Annotated in this window: 14 protein-coding genes; 12 read left to right on the top strand and 2 right to left on the bottom strand. The window is 71.5% G+C overall.

The window, feature by feature from the left end:
• Window positions 1–56 precede the first annotated feature (56 nt).
• Window positions 57–482: a cytochrome c oxidase assembly factor Coa1 family protein gene (locus KRR26_RS11030; protein WP_217079787.1), complete on the bottom strand. Its 426-nt coding sequence runs from the start codon at window positions 480–482 to the stop codon at window positions 57–59.
• 319 nt (window positions 483–801) lie between these two features.
• On the opposite strand from KRR26_RS11030, the gene KRR26_RS11025 reads away from it, so the two are divergent.
• The 10 genes from KRR26_RS11025 (at window position 802) to KRR26_RS10980 (ending at window position 13547) form a co-directional block, all read left to right on the top strand.
• Window positions 802–1134 carry a PqqD family protein gene (locus tag KRR26_RS11025; protein WP_120203005.1) on the top strand — a complete coding sequence of 111 codons (333 nt, stop codon included), beginning with the start codon at window positions 802–804 and terminating at the stop codon, window positions 1132–1134.
• Between the two features lie 5 nt (window positions 1135–1139).
• On the top strand, window positions 1140–7022 hold the full coding sequence (locus tag KRR26_RS11020) for an integrin alpha (protein ID WP_217079786.1): 5883 nt from the start codon (window positions 1140–1142) through the stop codon (window positions 7020–7022).
• A 10-nt stretch (window positions 7023–7032) separates the two neighbouring features.
• The gene (locus tag KRR26_RS11015; protein ID WP_158611397.1) at window positions 7033–7182 is read left to right on the top strand and encodes a hypothetical protein; all 150 of its coding nucleotides are present in this window, start codon (window positions 7033–7035) and stop codon (window positions 7180–7182) included.
• Between the two features lie 9 nt (window positions 7183–7191).
• Window positions 7192–7965 carry a phosphoenolpyruvate carboxykinase (ATP) gene (locus tag KRR26_RS11010; protein WP_120203003.1) on the top strand — a complete coding sequence of 258 codons (774 nt, stop codon included), beginning with the start codon at window positions 7192–7194 and terminating at the stop codon, window positions 7963–7965.
• Window positions 7940–8920, top strand: coding sequence for a GNAT family N-acetyltransferase (locus KRR26_RS11005; protein WP_217079785.1), 981 nt, complete (start codon window positions 7940–7942; stop codon window positions 8918–8920). The genes KRR26_RS11010 and KRR26_RS11005 overlap by 26 nt, the downstream gene beginning before the upstream one ends.
• 78 nt (window positions 8921–8998) lie before the next feature.
• A complete protein-coding gene (cax, locus tag KRR26_RS11000) occupies window positions 8999–10153 on the top strand; it encodes a calcium/proton exchanger (RefSeq protein ID WP_199723681.1) in 1155 nt (384 codons plus the stop codon).
• 37 nt (window positions 10154–10190) lie between these two features.
• Window positions 10191–11102, top strand: coding sequence for a DMT family transporter (locus tag KRR26_RS10995; RefSeq protein ID WP_328707109.1), 912 nt, complete (start codon window positions 10191–10193; stop codon window positions 11100–11102).
• A gap of 72 nt (window positions 11103–11174) precedes the next feature.
• The gene (locus KRR26_RS10990) at window positions 11175–12149 is read left to right on the top strand and encodes an MBL fold metallo-hydrolase (RefSeq protein WP_217079784.1); all 975 of its coding nucleotides are present in this window, start codon (window positions 11175–11177) and stop codon (window positions 12147–12149) included.
• A 37-nt stretch (window positions 12150–12186) separates the two neighbouring features.
• Window positions 12187–12765, top strand: a complete 579-nt coding sequence (locus KRR26_RS10985) for an MOSC domain-containing protein (RefSeq protein WP_217079783.1) — start codon at window positions 12187–12189, stop codon at window positions 12763–12765.
• Between the two features lie 209 nt (window positions 12766–12974).
• Window positions 12975–13547, top strand: coding sequence for a hypothetical protein (locus KRR26_RS10980; RefSeq protein ID WP_217079782.1), 573 nt, complete (start codon window positions 12975–12977; stop codon window positions 13545–13547).
• Window positions 13548–13632: 85 nt separating this feature from the next.
• Here the strand turns inward: KRR26_RS10980 and KRR26_RS10975 are convergent, their stop codons facing one another.
• Window positions 13633–15105: a pentapeptide repeat-containing protein gene (locus KRR26_RS10975; RefSeq protein WP_199723680.1), complete on the bottom strand. Its 1473-nt coding sequence runs from the start codon at window positions 15103–15105 to the stop codon at window positions 13633–13635.
• Window positions 15106–15149: 44 nt separating this feature from the next.
• On the opposite strand from KRR26_RS10975, the gene KRR26_RS10970 reads away from it, so the two are divergent.
• Both KRR26_RS10970 and KRR26_RS10965 read left to right on the top strand, forming a co-directional pair.
• On the top strand, window positions 15150–16115 hold the full coding sequence (locus tag KRR26_RS10970; protein ID WP_120202997.1) for an RluA family pseudouridine synthase: 966 nt from the start codon (window positions 15150–15152) through the stop codon (window positions 16113–16115).
• Window positions 16116–16139: 24 nt separating this feature from the next.
• Entirely contained in the window at window positions 16140–18713 is a 2574-nt protein-coding gene (locus KRR26_RS10965; protein ID WP_217079781.1) for a penicillin-binding protein 1A, read from the top strand.
• Window positions 18714–18723 lie beyond the last annotated feature (10 nt).

Here is an 18723-nt window from a genome sequence, read left to right as displayed (position 1 = left end):
ATGACGGGGGCGGTCGCGGAGAGGCACTTCCGCGCCGCCCCTGTGTCGTTCTGGGGCTACAGCTCGATGTCGCGCCCGCGGCCCGGGAGTGGCGCCGGCTCCGTGTCGGGAGTGGCGTCCTGGTCCGGGCGCAGGTCGAGGATGCGGCCGTCCTCCAGCTCCACGTAGAGCTGGAGGAAGACCCACTGGCCAGCCTGTTCGTCGGCCTTCACGTGCAGCGTCCCGTTGGCGCGCGCGCCGTCGAGCGGCAGCGTGAAGGCCGTGCGCGTGTGTCCATTGAGGGTGCTCGTGGAGGCGTGGCGAGGAAAGCTCGGGTGGATGGGCGCCCCCAGCTCTTGCTGAACGAGGGGGTTGTCTCGCGCGATGGCCACCGCCTCCGCGTAGGCCCCCGCGCTGTCCTTGAGCGGGCCCAGGCCCAGGCCGAAGAAGATGGCGCCCAGGCATCCGCACGCGCCGAGCGCGCCGAGGAGGATGACGGCCATCACCCACTTCCAGTGTCGTCCCCACCACCCCTGCCGCGGGGCAGGCGCGTGTCCACCATCCGGCATCGCCTCCATGGCGCCACTCCCCCCCGCGCTCCGCTCCGGGCCGGAGGGAACGCGGGGCCGCCATCAACCACGGTCTCGCCAGGACAGCCATGGTCCCCGAGCCCATCCGGCCGCTTCCCCACACTTGGTGGCGTCCTGGCTCCCCGGGTAGCATGCCCGCCGTGCTCCATCAGGGCCGGGGGAGCACGGGACACCGCGCTCCCACTCCCGGAGACAAGATGGTGTCCTCCCCCATGCCCCGAGCCGTATCCCCATGGACGACTGGCTGAGCGCGGTGCCCCGACTGCACCCCGACGCCGTCTCCGTGCGCTCGCGGGGCGTGCTCTCGGTCCTGGGGCCGGGGGAGACGTTCCTCCACACCTTCGAGGATGACGCGGGGGCCTCCGAGGTCGCTGAGCGCATCCTGGAGCTGGCGGATGGCGAGCGCTCGGTGGAGGACATCTCGCGGCAGCTGTGCGAGGAGTTCGACGTGGATCCAGCGCTATGTCGTCAGGACACGGCGCGCTTCGTGGCGCTCCTGGTGGAGCGGCAGGTGTTGGTGCTCGCGGCGAGGGGAACCGGGTCCCCACTTCGACGCAAGGAGTGACGGGCATGCATCGAGCGACTTGGACTGGCTTGCTGGCGGCGATGGCCGCGGTGTGGATCTCCGGGTGTTCCTGCGGCGGCGAGCCGCCCGTCGAGTCACAGCTCGCGGTGGCCTTCGAGTCCCCCACGGACGGGCAGCGGCTGGCGCTCGACGAGGATGCGGACCCCGGCACGGATGGCTTCCAGCAGGACGTGGTGGCGGTGGGCCGCGACACGGCGGGCCGCGAGGTGACGCTCGCGAGCGCGAAGCTGGAGGTGCGCGCCGGCAGTGAGCAGACCTGGACCGCGGGACCGGCCGCGCGCATCGAAGGCGCCAAGGTGCGCTTCGCGTCGGTCACGCTGCCGCTGCGCACCAGCGTGCTGCGCGTGACGGTGGAGGAGTCGGGCTCGCGGCGAACGGCCACGCAGACGGTCTCCGTGGCGGTGGGCACCGAGGTGCCCAGCGTGGACCTCACCTCGCCCGCCGAGGGGCAGGTGCTGCGCGAGGTGGATGACGCCGACCCCGCCACGCCGGGCTATCAGGTTCGCTTCGGGCTGAAGGGCACCGCGCTGCGCGGCGCCAGCGGCCTCCTCTCGTGCGCGGGCGTGTGCGGACTTGCGCCCGTGCCCTTCACGCTGGGCCAGGACGGCAGCGCCACCGTGGTGGCCACGCTCACCGAGCCCGTGCGGGAGGCGCAGCTCGCGCGCTGCACCGCGGTGCTCAAGCGGGCCACGGGCGACGTGACGTCCGCGCCGCGCGGCTTCACGCTGGACACCGAGGCGCCCCGGCTGGTGGTGGCCTCGCCGGTGGCTCCGGTGGCCAGCCCCACCTTCGACGTGGTGGCGGTGGTGCGCTCGGTGGAGGATGGCAGCACGGCGGTGTTGTCGCGCGAGGGCGCGGACGCGGTGCAGACGCAGGTGCGCGCCGGCGCCGTGACGTTCACCGCCGTCACCGTGCCGGGGGATGGCACCTTCGACTTCCGGCTGCGGTTGACGGACTCGGGCGGCAACGTCACCGAGCAGCCCCTTCAGGTGGTGGTCGCGAGCGCGGTGCCGGTGCTCACGTTGGACGTGCCCGCGGTGGTGACGAGCGATGCCAACGGCGACGCCGCGGACGGTGTGCAGGCGCCGGCGAGCGTGAAGGTGAACGGGCTGCCGGTGGGCACGGACGTGGAGCTGTGGACCACGGTGACGAGCCGGCTGGGGCAGCCGCTGCGCGTGGCGACGGTGGCGAGCGGCGCGGACCGGGTGGCGGCGTTCCAGTTGGACCTGGCCGAGGGCGCCAACACCGTGAAGGCGTGTGTGCGCAATTCAGCGGGCCTGCAGACCTGCTCGCAGCCCACGACGGTGTCCGTGCAGATGGGGCGCTCCACCTGCCGCATCGTGGAGCCGGCCGCGCGCGAGTTCGTCACGGGCAACTCGGTGGCGGTCCGCGTGGATGCGCCCAACGGCGCGGTGACGCTGGCGCAGGTGGCGCCGGACGGCACGGCCACCAGCGTGTCCGCCACGGCCTCGGGTGGCGCCGCGACGCTCACCGCGCCGCTGACCCAGGATGGGGCCTGGAGTTTGGTGGCCTCGTGCGCGGGCGGCGGGCGCAGCCAGCGCATCGTCTCGCGGCGCGACACGGCGAAGCCCGCGCTGACGGCCACCGTGCGTGACGCGGTGGACGGCCGCATCGGGGCGGACTTCGTCGACACGTCCGTGCTGCCCGGCATGCAGGTGGTGCTGGACGTGACGACGGACGCGGATGCGCAGGTGTTCGTGGATGGCTGTGGCCTGACGGGCACCGCGTCCGCGGTCGCCAACGGCGCGGGAGTGGCCACGCTGCGCGGCATCTCCATCCCGGCGACGGGGACGTGCACCCTGACGGTGCGCGCGGTGGACCCCGCGGGCAACTCAGCCACGCAGACGGTGGCGGTGGCGTCCGCCTTCGCGCAGTCCTCGCTGTCGTTCTCGGCGCCGGATCCGAATCGGACGCTGGGCCCCGCGGACGGCACGGCGGTGACGGGTGGGCTGTCGGTGCCCATGACGCTCGCGTTCGGCGAGGGCGTCTCGGGCGTGCTGAAGCTGTACCGCGACACCACGGAGGTGGGCTCGATGGACGTGGCCTCCGCGGAGGTGAAGAAGACGTTCACGGCCGTGACGCTGCGCGAGGGCGTCAACGTGTTGCGCGCGGTGCTCACCAACACCGCGGGCGCCGGGGCCTGCGCCAGCGCGCTCTACACGCTGGACACCACGCCCGAGGCCATCGCGCTCACCGCGCCGGGGGCCTCCACGCAGTACTCGCTGAACGAGGACCAGGATCCCGCCACGCCGGGCATCCAGCGCCCATTGTCCTTCACGCTCAACGGCGCGTCGTCGTCGGCCGTGGTGGACGTGTGCACGGACATCGCGCTCACCGTGGACCGCACGCCGTGCCGTGATGGCAGCGGCTGGTTCACCCTGGCGTCGTCGCTGCCGCCGGACACCACACGCTTCTCGTACCCGGATGGTCAGTACTCGCTGAAGGTGGTGCTGGATGACGCGGGCCGCACGGCCGAGTCCGCGCCGGTGACGCTGCGCGTGGACGGCTCGCGTCCGGAGGTGACGGCGCTCGAGTTCGTCGGGGACGCCAACGGCGACCGCATCCTGAACCTGGCTGAGTCTCCCAGCGGCGCGCCGGTGGTGCGCGTGTCCACCACGGGGCTGGAGCATGGGCGGCCCGTGCAGGTGCGTGACGCGCGGTCGCTCGCGCTCCTGGGACAGGCGGCCTCCACGGGCTCGCGGACGGACGTCACCCTCACGGCGCTGGCCTCGCTCTCCGAGGCGGATGCGTCGCTCGTGGTGGTGCTCACGGACACGGTGGGCAACGTGAACCGCACGGTGCCGGCCAACCCGCCCAACCCGTTGGATCCGCTCAACGCGGCGGCGCTGACGGACTTCCGCGTGGACCGCGTGCCGCCCACGGTCAACGTCAGCGCGCCCGCGGTGGGCGCCACGCTGGGGCCCGCGCAGGACGCGGATCCAACGGCCTCGGGCTACCAGCTCCGCGTCAGCATGTTGACCAGCGCGGACGTGGGCGCGGACGGCGTCCTCTTCACGCTGGAGCCAGGACTCACGCCGGTGTCGCTCACGCCCTCGGGCCGCGCGGTGACGCATGACTTCACCGTGCCGGCGTCGGGCACGCAGACGTACACGCTGACTGTCACGGCTCGCGACACCGCGGGCAACCCCAGCGCGGCGGTGACGCGCACCGTGACGGTGGACCTGGAGGCGCCGGTGCTCTCGCTGGAGAGCCCCACTCCGGGCCAGCAGTCCGACTCGGCGCTCGTCCCCGTGCGCGTGGCAGTGCAGGGCGGAGACGGGCTGACCGCGCGCGTCTACTCGACGCCCGAGGGGAGCGGCACGCGCGTCCAGGTGGGCGCGCTGACGGTGTCCCAGGGCGTGGCCCTGGGGACGCTCAACTTCCCGGATGGACGGCAGGACGTGACGGTGGAGGTGGATGACCCCGCGGGCAACCGCGGCGCCGCCAGCGCCGCCGGGGTGGATGTCCACCTGGTGGGCTGTGACGTGGCGCTCACCTCACCAGCGGACGCCGTGCGCGACTTCATCCAAGCGGACGACGAGGCTCCGGGCACGCCCGGGCTCCAGTTCACCGTGCGCGGCCACACCACGCGCTGCGCGGGCCGCACCGTGTCGCTGCTCAAGGGCACGCCGGCGGTCGCGGTGGGCACCACGCTCGCGAACGCCAGCTCCGGCGACTTCGCCTTCCCCGTGACGCTGGCGGACGGCGAGCAAGGGCGCCTGAGCGTGGAGATGGTGGATGCCAACAACAACCACACCTCCGACTTCGTCGACTACACGGTGGACATCACGCCGCCGACCATCTCGACGGTGTCTCCGCCCGCGACCCAGCTCACCTTCGTGGCCGCGTCCAACGCGCACCTCTTCCCCACGCCCGAGGCGGGCTACGTGAAGGACGTCTCGCCGGGCGGCGACGCCGAGGCGGACTTCGACGTGACGGTGGCCGGGGCCGTGGGCGGCGCGTTCCAGTTCTTCTACCGGGGCCAGCCGGTCTCCACCTCGGCGAGCGTGGCGCAGGACGGGCAGCCGCAGACGGTGCGCCTGGTGCTGCCGCATGACACCAGTGGCTCGCTGGAGCTTCGTGTGAGGGACCGCGCCGGCAACACGGCGGTGCGCACGGTGACCGCGGTGGTGGACGTGGTGCCCCCGGCGCAGGTCTCGGTGACGCGCACGCTCGTCAGCGGCGCGGAGCGCAAGGCCCAGGTGGACGTGGCGTGGACGGCCAGCGGCGACGACGGCGTGTCCGGCATGCCCGCCGGCTATGACTTGCGGTGGACGACCGAGACGCAGCTGCCGGGCGGCATCCCGAACGAGACGACGTGGTACAGCAACAAGGTCCGGCAGGAGACCGGCGGCCTGCTGCCCGCGAGCGACACCTCGCGGCGGCTCACGCTGCCGCCGCTGGCCACGTACTTCATCGAGGTCCGCGCGCGCGACGAGGTGGGCAACCTCTCCGAGCCGCGCACCATCCCCGCGCTGGTCAACTCGCACGCGACGACGTTGACCAACCCCACCGCGACGCTGGGCATCTTCGGCTCGGCGCTCGCCAGCGGCGACCTCAACGGCGATGGCCGGGATGACCTGGTGGCGGGCAACTTCCGAAACGCCTCGTCGGGCACCGCGGACATGGGCGGCGTGTACATCTACTACGACGCGACCAACGCGAGCGCCGCGCCGCAGGTGCTGCTGCCGCCCACCTCCGAGGCGCAGCAGTACTTCGGCACCGAGGTGGCCGTGGGCAACGTGGGCGACGCGACCAACGAGCGGCGGCCGGACGTGCTGGTCGGCTCGCCCCGCTGGTCCGCGTTCCGAGGCCGCGCGTTCCTGTACTTCGGCCGGGCCAATCAGCCGGTGGACCCCACGCCGGTGGAGTTCCGAGGCCACGCGGGCGTCGGCGCCACCAACCTGGGCTGGGCCGTGCGCATCCTCCCGGACCTCAACGGCGACGGCCTGGGTGAGGTGCTGCTCAGCGCGGACGGCGAGAACGGCGGGCGCGGGCGCATGTTCCTCTTCTTCGGGCGCTCGCGCGCGGACTGGCTGGCCGTCGCGACCGGACACGAAGCGGACAACGTGCCCTTCATCCCCATGGACTCGGCGGACCGCATCATCGAGGGCACCGAGGCCCCCATCACGCCCGCGACGTCCACGCTGTTCGGCCGGCGGCGCGGACAGGCGAGCGTGGGCGACCTGGACGGCGACGGACACCCTGAGCTGTCCCTGTCCGTGCCCAACGACAAGTTCAACCTCGTCTACATCTTCCGGGGCAGCCTGCTGCTGTCTCGCTCCGGACCGAACGTGGCGGACCGCACGCTGCTCGCCACCGAGGCGCTCCAGACGCTGACGCTGGGCGCTCCCGGCGGCGGTGGCCCCAACGGCTTCGGCGTGGACGTGGTGGGCGCCAGCAACTTTGGAGGCACGGCGGCGGTGGACCTCGTGGTGTCCCAGCCGAGCGTGAACCGGGTGAACTTCTATCTGGACGGCACCACGGCCGGGTTCAGCGCGCAGCCGGCCTACAGCCTCCAGGTGGCGGATGACGCCAGCGTGTCCGGGGCGCGCTTCTTCGGCTACGTGCTGGCGAGCGCGGACCTCAACGGCGACTCGCTGCCGGACCTGGTGGTGAGCGAGGCCGCCACGGCGGGCTCGTCGGTGTGGGTGCTGTACCACGGCGCCTCGGGGCCCATGCCCTTCGACGCCGTGGCGGGAGACGGCTTCGCGCAGGCGCGCTTCAAGGGCATCAAGTCGCTCGGCTCGGGGCTGGCGCTGGGCGACTTCAACGGCGACGGCGCCGTGGACGTGGCGGCGGGTGACCCGTTCGACACGCCGGGCAAGATCACGGTCTGGTATTAAGGGGGCACCCATGAGGTCGGAACCGAAGGCGCCGTCCCAGAAGAAGCCCTACCGCCCACCCCAGGTGCGGTCCGAGAAGCTGCTCGTCTCGGACCTGTTCACGGTGAGCCGCCCGCTCGACTGCGACCCCGTTTACGATCCGCGCCCCGCCTGCAACTGAGGACCTGGCATGGCGCGGCTGCGCATCGGCGAGTGCGTCTGTGACGTCGATGACGCGCTCCTCGACGCGGCGCGGCCGCGATGTCAGGCGGGCCCCTTTCTCGTGGGGTCCGAGTCCCGCCCCACCCTGTGGCTCCGGCGCGACGACGCGTTGAGCCCGGGCGGGCACCTCTTCCAACGCGAGCGCCCCGACCTCGGTGGCTTCGCGCTGGAGCGGGACACGCTGCGCACCTCCGCGCCGCTCTCCACCTTCCCGGCCGAGTTCGCCCTGCGCGCCCTGTTCCAGCTCGCGGTGCTGCGTCAGGGCGGCTTCTGCGCCCACGGCGCGGGCGTGGTCTTCGGGGACGCGGCGCTCGTGGCGCTGGGGCCGAGCGGCGCGGGCAAGTCCACCCTGTCTCGGCTGTGCCTCCAAGCAGGCGCGGCGTTGCTGTCGGATGAGCTGGTGGCGCTGTTGCCCGGGGGCCGTGTGCTGGGCAGTCCCTTCTCGTCCGAGCCGGACCTGGCCGCCTCGCGCGCCGAGGCCCGCGCGCACGCCCTGCTCTTGCTGGAGAAGGCCCCCACCGAGCGGCTGACGCCCGTGGCCTCGTCGGAGCTGCTCGCGGCGCTGTTGGGCCAGCGGTTCCGCGCGGTGGCGGACCTGGAGCCGGGGCCTCGGGTGCTGACCGCCGTGGGCGCGGTGGTGGCCGAGGTGCCGGGCTTCCGGCTCGCCTTCCGCAAGGACGTGGCGGTGGCGGGCCTCCTCGCGGAGTGGGTGGCGCATGGCACGACAGCCTCCGGCCGCTGACGCCCTCCTGGACCTGCTGGACACGCTGCCCCATGGCCACCGCCTCTGGGTGCGCGGCGCGGGGCGGAGCCTGTACCCGCTCCTGCGCAGCGGCGACGCGGTCCGGGTGCAGCGCTGCGGCATGGAGTCCCTGGCGCCCGGGGACGTGGCCCTGGTGCGGCGCGGGCGGCAGCTCACCGCGCACGTGGTGTGCTCCACCGAACCTTGGACGACGGCGTCGTTGCTGGGGAACCTGGACCCGCCAGGGGGGGAGCCGCTCGGGCGCGTGGTGGCGGTGCGGCGGGGGAGGGTGGTGTTGCCGTTGCCCCGGCCCTCCCGGCCCGCGTTGTGGCTGGCACACCGGGGCCTTTCCGCCATCTGGGCGCGGCCCCGAGCCCGGGTAGTCTACCGGCACGTGCGCGACTTCTTCTTCTCCGGCTGGTCGCTTCCGCTGCGGCGCCTCTTCGTGGGGACGCTGTCGGTGCGCCTGTTGCGGGAGGAGGACCTGGACGCGCTGCTCGTCTTCGCGGGCGAAGGGCTGGTGGTGTCCGCCAGCTTCCTGCGTCGCCAGCTTCGCGAGCGATGGGGGCTGAGGCCCGAGGAGCGCGCGGGAGCGGCGGTCGGCGCCTTCGACGACTCGGGGCGCCTGCACGGCTTCGCCTGGGTGGACGACTACCGGCAGGAGGGGCTGGCCCTGGAGGGCCTGTGGGTGCGCTCGCTGGTGGTGGCGCCCCGCGCGCGGCGGATGGGGGTGGCCTCCGGGCTGGTGCGCTGCCTGCTGGACGAGGCGCGGCGGCAGGGCGCGGACCGCGTCCGGGCGGACATCGACGAGGACAACACGGCCTCGCTGCGGACTTTTCGCGGGCTGGGCTTTCGTCCGGCCCCGCCCTCGCTTACCCAGCGCACGAACCAGGAATGGGACGCGGCGGGAGGGAGCAAGCGCCTGGTCGTCCTCGAGCGGGTGTTCGAGGACTGACGCACCAGGGGTTGCGCTGCCCCGCCCGGCTGAGACAAAAGCACGCGTCCCGTTTCCGCATCCCGAGCCGAGGCCCTCGTGAGCACGCCCGCTTCCGCGACCCCACCGCTGTCTTCCGTGACGCCCCCGCCGTCTGGCGCCCCTGCCCCCGAGCAGGAGCGCGGCGCGTGGCTCACCACCGACCGCGTCTTCATGGGGATGCTGGTGGTGTTCTTCCCCCTCGCGGTCGCCTCGCACTTCCTCTTCCCGGGCACCTGGACGTTCATCCTGTGCGCGGTGGCGCTCGTCCCGCTGGCGCGGCTGATGGGGGAGGCCACCGAGGTCATCGCCCACAAACTGGGCAGCGGCCTGGGCGGCCTGATGAACGCATCGTTCGGCAACGCCGCCGAGCTCATCATCGCGCTGGCGGCGCTGCGCTCGGGCCACGCGGACGTGGTGAAGGCGTCCATCACCGGCGCCATCCTGGGCAACATCCTGCTGGTGCTGGGCGCGGCCATCCTCGCGGGGGGGCTGAAGTTCCCCAAGCAGACGTTCAATACGACGGCGGCCCTGTCCGGCTCGGCCATCATGTTCCTGGCGCTCACCGCCATGGCCATCCCGGACCTGTTCCACGCGGTGCGCGGGCCCGCGGCCGACCCGGTCATCTTCCCGATGTCGGTGGCCATCTCCGTCATCCTGCTCATCGTCTACGCGCTGTCGCTGCTGTTCGCGCTGCGCACGCACGCGCACCTGTACGCGGGCGAGGACCACGGCACGCCCGAGGAGCTGCCGACCTGGGGCACCCGGAAGGCCTCCGCGGTCCTGCTCGGCGCCACGCTCGGCGTCGTCGTGGTGGCCGAGTTCCTGGTGCACGCCATCGAGCCGGCCATCGCCACGTTCGGGTTCACGCACACGTTCGTGGGCGTCATCATCATCGCCATCGTGGGCAACGCGGCCGAGCACTCCACCGCCATCATCATGTCGTTGAAGAACAAGATGGACCTGGCGTTCAACATCGCGTTCGAGTCCTCGAAGCAGATCGCCCTCTTCGTGGCGCCGGTGCTGGTGCTGCTCTCCATTCCGCTGGGCCAGCCGCTGACGCTGGAGTTCAGCCACATGGAGGTGTTGGGCATGGCCATCGGCGTGGGCGCCGGGACGCTCATCGCGCTGGATGGCGAGTCCAACTGGCTCGAAGGCGTGATGCTGCTCGGCGTCTACGCCATCCTCGGCGTCACCTTCTATTTCATCCCCTAGCAGCAGGCGGTCGGTTCTGGATTCCTCGTCGAACATCGTGCAAAGCGCCTCGGGCGCGGGGCGCCTCCAGGCGGATGGCGCGTTGGCGCTCATCACCGCGCTGTGGGGCGTCACCTTCGTGGTGGTGAAGGACGCGCTGGGCTTCAGCGACCCCTTCTCGTTCCTCGCGCTGCGCTTCGCGGTGGGCGCGCTGCTGTTGAGCGCGCTGTCGGGCCGCGAGGTGCTGCGGCCTCGCAACCTGCGCCACGGCGCGCAGCTCGCCACGCTGTTGTTCGCGGGCTTCGCGCTCCAGACGGTGGGGCTGACCGAGACGACGCCGTCTCGCTCGGCCTTCATCACGGGGATGTGCGTGCTGTTCGTTCCGCTGTTGTCGCTGGTGCTGTTCCGCCGCGTGCCGCGCGTGGGCTCGCTGGTGGGCGCGGCGCTGGCGGCGGTGGGCATGTACGCGCTGACGCGGCCGGACGCGGGCTCGGGCGTGTCGGGCTTCTCTCGGGGCGACCTGCTGACGCTCGGGTGCGCGGTGGCATACGCGGGCCACATCACCCTCACCGAGCGCTACGCGCCCAAGGAAGGCGTGATGGGGCTGGTGGCGGTGCAGCTCTGGGGCGTGTCGCTGATGTCGGCGGCGTGCCTGCCGTTCGTGCATCGCTCGGTGACGTGGACGCCGTCCTTCGTGGGCGCGGTGCTGGTGTGCGGCGTGCTCGCCAGCGCGCTGGCCATCAGCGTGCAGACGTGGGCACAGGCGCGCACCACGGCGGTGCGCGCGTCGCTCATCTACGCGATGGAGCCCGTGTTCGCTGCCTGCTATTCGGTGGCGCTCGGCTACGAGGTGCTGGGCGCGCGCGAGGTGCTGGGCGGTGGCCTCATCCTCACGGGCGTGTTGGCCTCGGACGTGGGCACCGCGGCGTGGGATTGGTGGCGCGCGCGGCGGCAGGGCACGGTCGCCTGAGCCGCGGGCGGCCAAGCGCGCACACGTCAGCGGCGCACGTCGCCCGGACGCGCTATATCCCGAGCCCTTCCGATGAGTGTGGAGCTGAGGCGAAACGGGTTGCACCTGACGGGGACGCCGCTGTCCCTGGACGCGAAGCGCAAGTCGCCGCTGTCCTTCGTCAGCCATGGGCACGCGGACCACATCGCGCGCCACGAGCGGACCATCGCCACCGCGGCCACGCTGCGCTTCATGGCGCACCGGCTGGGCCCCCTCAGCGCGCCCCTGGCCGTGCCGTACCGCCGGCCCTTCGAGCTGGGGCCGCTCGTCCTGGAGCTGCTGCCCGCGGGGCACATCCTCGGCAGCGCGCAGCTGCGCGTCATCCGGAGTGACGGCCGCCGCATCGTCTACACGGGCGACCTGAACGTGGTGCCCTCGCTCACCGCCGAGGCGACGGAGGTGGCCGAGTGCGACACGCTCGTCATCGAGTCCACCTTCGGCCACCCCCGCTACCGCTTCCCGCCGCGCGCGGAGGTGCTGGGGCAGGTGGAGTCGTGGGTGCGCGCGCACTTGGAGCGGGGCGCGGTGCCCGTGCTGCTGGGCTACCCGCTGGGCAAGAGCCAGGAGGCGATGAAGTACCTGGCCAGCCGAGGCTTCCGCCTGGTGGCGCACGACTCCATCTACGAGATGGCCGAGCTGTACGCGGAGCTGGGCATGCCCGTGGGCAACGTGCGTCGCTACGAGGGCGCGGTGGAGCAGGGCGAGGTCCTCTTCTTCCCGCCGCACAAGGTTCGCGGTGGTGGGCTCGCTCCGTTGTGGCCTCGGGCCACGGCGGTGCTGACGGGGTGGGCCATGGACCCCGGCGCGGCGCGGCGCTACAGCGCGGACGTGGCGTTCCCCGTCTCGGACCACGCGGACTTCCCCTCGCTGGTGGCGTATGCGAAGGCCACGGGCGCGAGCGAGGTCGTCACCTGTCACGGCTTCGCGGACGAGCTGGCGCAGGCGCTGCGCGACGCGGGCCTGGACGCGCGCGCGCTGGGCAAGCCCCAGCAGCTCGCGTTGCTCTGACTCGGCGGCGCGTGGCGGAGTAGAAGAGGGGACGTCCATGCGCGCTCCCCACCTCACTGGCCGCCTCGTCCGAGTGCTCCTGTGCACCGAGCAGAAGACGTTCGTCACGCGAGAGCTGCCCGAGGTGCGGCTCTCCTTCGAGGGCATCGAGGGAGACCGGCACGCGGGGCTCACGCGACCGGCGGATGTCCGCACGCCCTGGTTCCCCCGCGGCACGCCCATCCGCAACACGCGGCAGCTGTCGCTCGTGGCCGATGACGAGTTGGCGGAGGTGGCGACGCGGCTCGGCGTTCCGCAGGTGAGGGCCGAGTGGCTGGGCGCGAACCTGGAGCTGTCCGGGGTCCCCCGCCTGACGCACCTGCCGCCCGGCACCCGGCTCTTCTTTCCCGACGAGGCCACGGTGGTGGTGGAGGGCGAGAACATGCCCTGCACGGGCCCGGGAGAAGTCATCGCCGAGCACCACCCGGACCGCGCAGGACTGGCGAGCCGCTTCGTGAAGGCCGCCTTTCAACGCCGAGGTTTGGTCGCGTGGGTGGAGCGTCCGGGCCCCGTGCGCGCGGGCGATGAGGTGCGCGTGATGTTGCCCGCGCCGGTGACGTACTCGCTGCCGGGCTGAACTCCCACGGGCCGGGCTCGCCGGAGTGCCCGCCGAGGGCAGGGCGGGGCGCCCGAGGTTCCGCCCTCCGTGGGGAAGTCCCGAGGCGGGGCCTTGCCCCATGCTCGCCGTGCGGCCTGGCGCGGGAGTGGGGGAAGGAGGACGGGCAGCACCTTGGGAGAAGTGCTGTTGCGGAGGTCCACCTGATGCCTAGGAGGCACCGCTTGCCGATGAAGACCTCTCTCGTGGGACTCGCTTGTGTGCTGGGACTGATGGCGGCCATTCCGGCCCGCGCGGCGGATGACGGCAAGGACGTCCTTGGCCGAGTCGTCCCCGTGGGGAAGGGGCGCCCCGCGCTCGTTCTGTACGCGAATCGAGGCACCCGCGAGGTGCTGCGCGACCACGCCTTCCAGTTCGCCTACAGCCTGCGCCAGGAGCACCCCGTGGTGGTGGTGCACGTGGACCTGCGAGACATCCCCGGGCTCTTCAAAGGCACCGCGCGCAAGGAGATCCGCAAGAGCTACGCCGAGTCCCTCGACGAGATGCGCCAGCTGTTCCGCGAGCACGGCGAGTCCCCGCCCGCGGACCTGGACGCGTCCTTCTTCATGGTGGCGGACTCGGATGGCTCGCCGCACCAGGGGCTGGGGATGGAGAAGGGCTTCCACCAGGCGCAGGCCCAGGTGGTGAGCGCCACCGGCCAGGAGCTGGCGCGCGGCCCCTTCCCGAGCGCCGCCGCGAAGATGGGGCAGGCCATGGCCGCCGCGGGAGCGCCCTCGGTGGCGAGCGCCGCCACGCACCGCTGAAACGCGGAAGGCCCGGCCGCTGTGACGCGCGCCGGGCCTTCTCGTGCTTCCCTTCAGCGCCGAGCGCGGGGCGCCCGGCGTCGCCTCACTCCTCGGGCGACTGGACGATGAGCTTCTCCTTGCCGCACACGTCGCAGCGCAGGTGGACGAACAGGTCGCCCTCGCTCTCCTCGGGCACCTCGCCCTCGGGCACGCCCAGCTCGGCCTTGGCGAGCGCCGCGACCTTCTCCGGAATCTCCGAGGCCTTGAGCGACTGCACGTAGGTCATCTCGCGCTCGTGGCACTCGCGCGTCTCGGGCCCGGTGAGCCACGCGGGCTCCATGCCCTCGGGCAGCCGGCTGACCAGCTCCAGGTTGGTGACGGACTCGGCCAGGTACGCCAGCCGCCGCAGCCGCGACTCGTCCGGCAGCGCGGCGAAGACCTGGAAGCCCTCGAACAGCGCGGTGCGGTCCTCCCCGGTGGCCAGCTGCGCCAGCTCCATGGCCGCGTCGCTGGACTCGAGCGCCTCGTCCCAGTTGTTCTCCGGGCTGAAGCCCGCCTCCAGGAGCGAGGTGTACAGCTGCGTGGCCGCCAGCCGGCGCCGCGCCTCTTGCAGGTGCTCCACCACCTCGTGCGGCAGCCGCAGCTCCAGGAGCGCGCCCGTCGTCCGCGGGTCGATGTCGCCCGTCAGGTCATCCACCTCCACCGAGGCGCGCAGCATGTCCTTGAGCGTCTTCGCGGTGGCGAAGCGGAACAGCGGCAGCACGCCCACTTCGCGCAGGTACATGGCCGCCACGTGGGCGTCCTTGGTGCCCATGCGCAGGGCCTTCTGCGCGCGGTCCACCGCGCCGGGGTCCGCCGACGGCTTCTTGTTCTCCAGCCGCGTCTTCACGGCCTCGCGGTAGAGCGTCTCCAGCGCGTTGCCGGGCGGCAGCCGCTGCGGCAGGAGCGGCCGGAGTCCCGGCACGTCCAACACCCACAGGGGCGGCATGGGCATCCGCTTGAGGGCTCGGAAGAAGAGCGAGCCGGGCGGGTCCTGCGGACGGAAGGGCGGCAGGTCGTCACCCAGGGGCTCGTTGCCCAGGATGGACGGCGCGCCACCCTGCGTGCCGAGCACCTTGTCGCGTTGCTCGCGGGTGAAGGCGGTGATGCCCTGGGCGGGCGGTGGGGGCGGCGGCGGCGCTTCCTCGCCATCCAGGCCCACGACGCGGTCCATGTCCACGTCGTCCATCTCGATGTCTTCCAGGCCCTTGGCGCCCGTGAAGTCACAGCGAAGCAGCTTCAACTTCTCGAAGGTACAGCCCTCGAGGTTGGCGCCGCGGAAGTCGCAGTCCTGCAAGCGACCTCCATGGAAGTAGGCGTTGGAGAGGTCCGAGTCGCGGAAGTTCACCTTCGACAGGTCGCACCGCTCCCATTCCGAACCAATCAGGCCAAGGCCCGACAAGTCCGTGTTGGCGGAGAAGAGCTGCGTGAACGTGGCGCCGGTATGATCGGTCGGAACCTGGCCGGCCTTGCGCAGCCGGTTCCATTCCGCCGAGCCATTCTGGAGCAGCTTCTCGATACTGGGGGCTTTCGGCATGGACCGGGAATTATTCGTGTGGTCTGGTCCGGGCGCCAGCACAAATGATCGAGTACCGAATCGAAGCCGACACCGCCGGGATGCGCCTGGACAAGCACCTGCGCAAGCGGATGCCCAACGTTCCCGTCAGCCACCTCTTCAAGATGATCCGCACCAAGAAGGTGCGGGTGAATGGGAAGCGGGCCCAGCCGGAGCAACAGCTCGCCGAAGGCGACGTCCTCACCATCCGAGGCAGCGAGGAGCAGCTGCTCCACGCGGAGCGTCCGAAATCGGACCGTCCGCCCCCCCCGCCGCCGCCCCTGGAGCCCGACCGACTCGTCGTTCTCACGGAGGACGACTGGTTCATGGCCGTGGACAAGCCCAGCGGCATGGCGGTCCACACCGGCAGCGGCATCACCGGCGGTACGCTGGTGGACTACGTGCGCGCCTACCTGGGCCCCAAGGCGGTCCGCAACGACTTCGCCGCGTCGCCGGCGCACCGGCTGGACCGGGAGACCTCGGGCGTCATCCTGGTGGCCAAGCGCCGCCCGGCGATGGTGCACTTCACCGAGATCTTCACCCACGGCCACCCCAAGAAGCGCTACCTGACGTTGGTGAAGGGGAAGATGGCCCGCGACTCGGGCGTCATCGACCTGCCCCTGTCCGAGCACCAACAGACCGCCGAGTCCAAGGCGCGTCGGGGGGTGAACATGCAGGAGGCCCTCACCCGCTGGACGCTCATCCGGCAGTCGAGCGAGGCGGCCCTCCTTTCCTGCACCATCGAGACAGGGCGCACCCATCAGATAAGAAGGCACCTGACGGCCATTGGCCACCCGGTGGCCGGGGACAAGAAGTACGGTGACTTCGCCTTCAACCGCGACGTGCGGGCGCGCTGGGGGCTCAAACGTTTGTTCCTGCACGCTGAGCGCATTGAGTTTCCGCACCCCGAACATGGGGGGAAGGTCGCCGTCGAGGCGCCCATGCCCCCGGAGCTGTTGGACGTGCTGAAGCGGGCCGCGCTCCAGCCTTGAGCCTCAGGACTCGATAGAACGCGTATGTCCGACCCGAAGAACGACCGCAGCCGCTCGAAACTGGTCCTCGACGGCGTGCCCCCCAAGCGCTTCTTTCTGGTGCGCTTGCTGAAGCTGGCGTGCGTGCTGGCGCTGTCGGGCGCCACCGCCGCCGCGCTCGCCGTGGTGACCGCCTACTACATCTTCTCCGACGGGCTGCCCGCCATCCCGAAGGTGGACGAGTACGCGCCCCCCATCGTCACCGAGGTCTACACCGACGACGCGGTGCTGGCCGGCGAGTTCTACAACGAGCGCCGCAAGGTGGTGCCCTACGAGCGCATCCCCAAGCGGCTCGTGCAGGCCTTCATCGCCAGCGAGGACTCCAGCTTCTTCGACCACCAGGGCGTGGACGTGCTGGGCACCGCGCGCGCCGTCTCCAAGACGGTGATGTCCAAGCTCCACCTGCGGGCCGGCGGCGTCCAGGGTGGCTCCACCCTCACGCAGCAGACCGCCAAGGCGGTGCTCATCTCCGCCGAGGGCTACAAGGAGGCCACGGCCAAGACGCCCAAGCGCAAGATTCGCGAGGCCATCCTCGCCTTCCGGCTGGAGCAGGCGCTGACCAAGGAGGAGATCCTCTATCTCTACCTGAACAACGTCTTCCTCGGCCACCACAGCTACGGCGTGCAGAGCGCGGCGGAGAACTACTACCGCAAGGATGTTCGCGACCTGACATTGGGCGAGATGACGCTCATCGCGGGTCTGCCGCAGGCGCCCAGCCGCTACTCGCCCTTCCTGCGTCCGGAGGCCGCGCGCCGGCGCCGCTCGTACGTGCTGGGCCGCATGCTGGTGGAGGGGATGATCTCCAAGGCGGAGCATGACGCCGCCAACGCCGAGCCGGTGAAGGTGTATCCGGTGGAGGACGTCTTCCACGAGTTCGCGCCGTACTTCACCGAGCAGGTCCGCAAGGACGTGGTGGACCGCTACGGCAACCCGGTGCTCCTGAAGGAGGGCCTCAAGGTCTTCACCACCATGGACAGCGAGCGCCAGCGCGCCGCGCAGGACGCGGTGATGGACGGCCTGCTCTCCGTGGACAAGCGCCAGGGCTACCGCGGGCCGGTGCAGCAACTGGCCGGCGAGACCGAGCGCCGCGCCTTCATCGAGAAGGCCAGGAAGGCCATGGGCAAGGAGGAGCTGGTCGACGGCCGGCTCTACGTGGGCGTCGTCACCGCGTTGGACGACGACGGCAAGGGCGCCGACGTGCAGGTGGGCCCGTACCAGGGACGCCTGCCGCTCCTGGGCATGCGCTGGGCGCGCAAGGTGAACCCGGAGGGCTACTACCCCGCGATGATGATCACCTCGGTGAAGAAGGCCCTGAGCGTGGGCGACGTCATCGTGGTGCGGCACGTGACGAAGAAGGACCTCACGGACGACAAGGAGCAGTGGGACAAGAAGCTCGCGGAGGACATCCCCGAGGAGGGCGCGAAGCTCTTCCGGCTGGAGCAGACCCCCGAGGCCCAGAGCGCGCTCGTCTCCATCGACCCGCATCGCCAGTACCTGAGCGCGATGGTGGGCGGTTACGACTTCGACGACAACGAGTTCAACCGCGCCTTCCAGGCGTGCCGTCAGCCGGGCAGCTCCTTCAAGCCGTTCGTGTACTCGGCGGCGCTGGAGACCCTGAACTGGACCGAGGCCACCGTCATCGTGGACTCGCCCATCGTGGAGCACGACCCGGACAACAAGGTGTCGTGGAAGCCGGAGAACTACAGCGAGGCGTTCGTGGGCGACGTGCTCTTGCGCACCGCGCTGGTGAACTCCATGAACATCCCCGCGGTGAAGACGTTCGCGGCGGTGGGCGTGAAGCCCATGGCCGAGTGGGCCAAGAAGCTCGGCATGACCACGCCCATGAACATGGACTTCTCCGCGGCGCTCGGCTCCTCGTGCGTGTACCCGTGGGACCTGGCCAACGTGTACTCCACGTTCAACCGCTACGGCCGCAAGAAGCCCACGTACTTCATCCGCAAGGTGGAGGACCGCTACGGCCGCACGCTGGAGGACCACACCGCGTTCGATGACCCGTGGGCGCCGCTCCAGGACCGCGTCGCCGCGGGCTACGCGCGCCTCTTCGAGCCCGGCGAGCAGGTGATGAGCCCCGAGACGGGCTTCATCCTCACGCACCTGTTGCGCGGCGTGGTGCTCCAGGGCACCGGCGGTCCCGCGCAGCGGTTGGGCAAGCCCGCGGCCGGCAAGACGGGCACGACCAACGACTCGTTCGACGCGTGGTTCTCCGGCTTCACGCGCGACCTGGTGACGGTGGCGTGGGTGGGCTACGACCTGAACCCGCACCCGCTGGGCCGCTACGAGACGGGCGGTCGCGCGGCGCTGCCCATCTGGCTGGCGTACATGAAGCGCGCGCTGGAGGGCCGTCCGCAGTCCGAGTTCTACCCGTGGCAGTCCATGGACCTGGTGCGCCTCAACATCGACAAGAAGACGGGCAAGGTGGCGCCGCTGGGCTCGAAGAACTCCGAGATCATGTTCTTCAAGAAGGGCACCGAGCCGAAGGAAGAGGTGCCCGACAAAAACCAGGTCGGTGTCGACCAGTTCATGATGGGCGCCCAGTAGCGGGCGCCCT

The organism is Citreicoccus inhibens (assembly GCF_019039035.1).
In the GTDB taxonomy this organism is placed as follows: domain Bacteria; phylum Myxococcota; class Myxococcia; order Myxococcales; family Myxococcaceae; genus Citreicoccus; species Citreicoccus inhibens.
The sequence above is the reverse complement of the archived record's forward strand: the minus strand, read 5'-3'. Positions and strand labels throughout refer to the sequence as shown.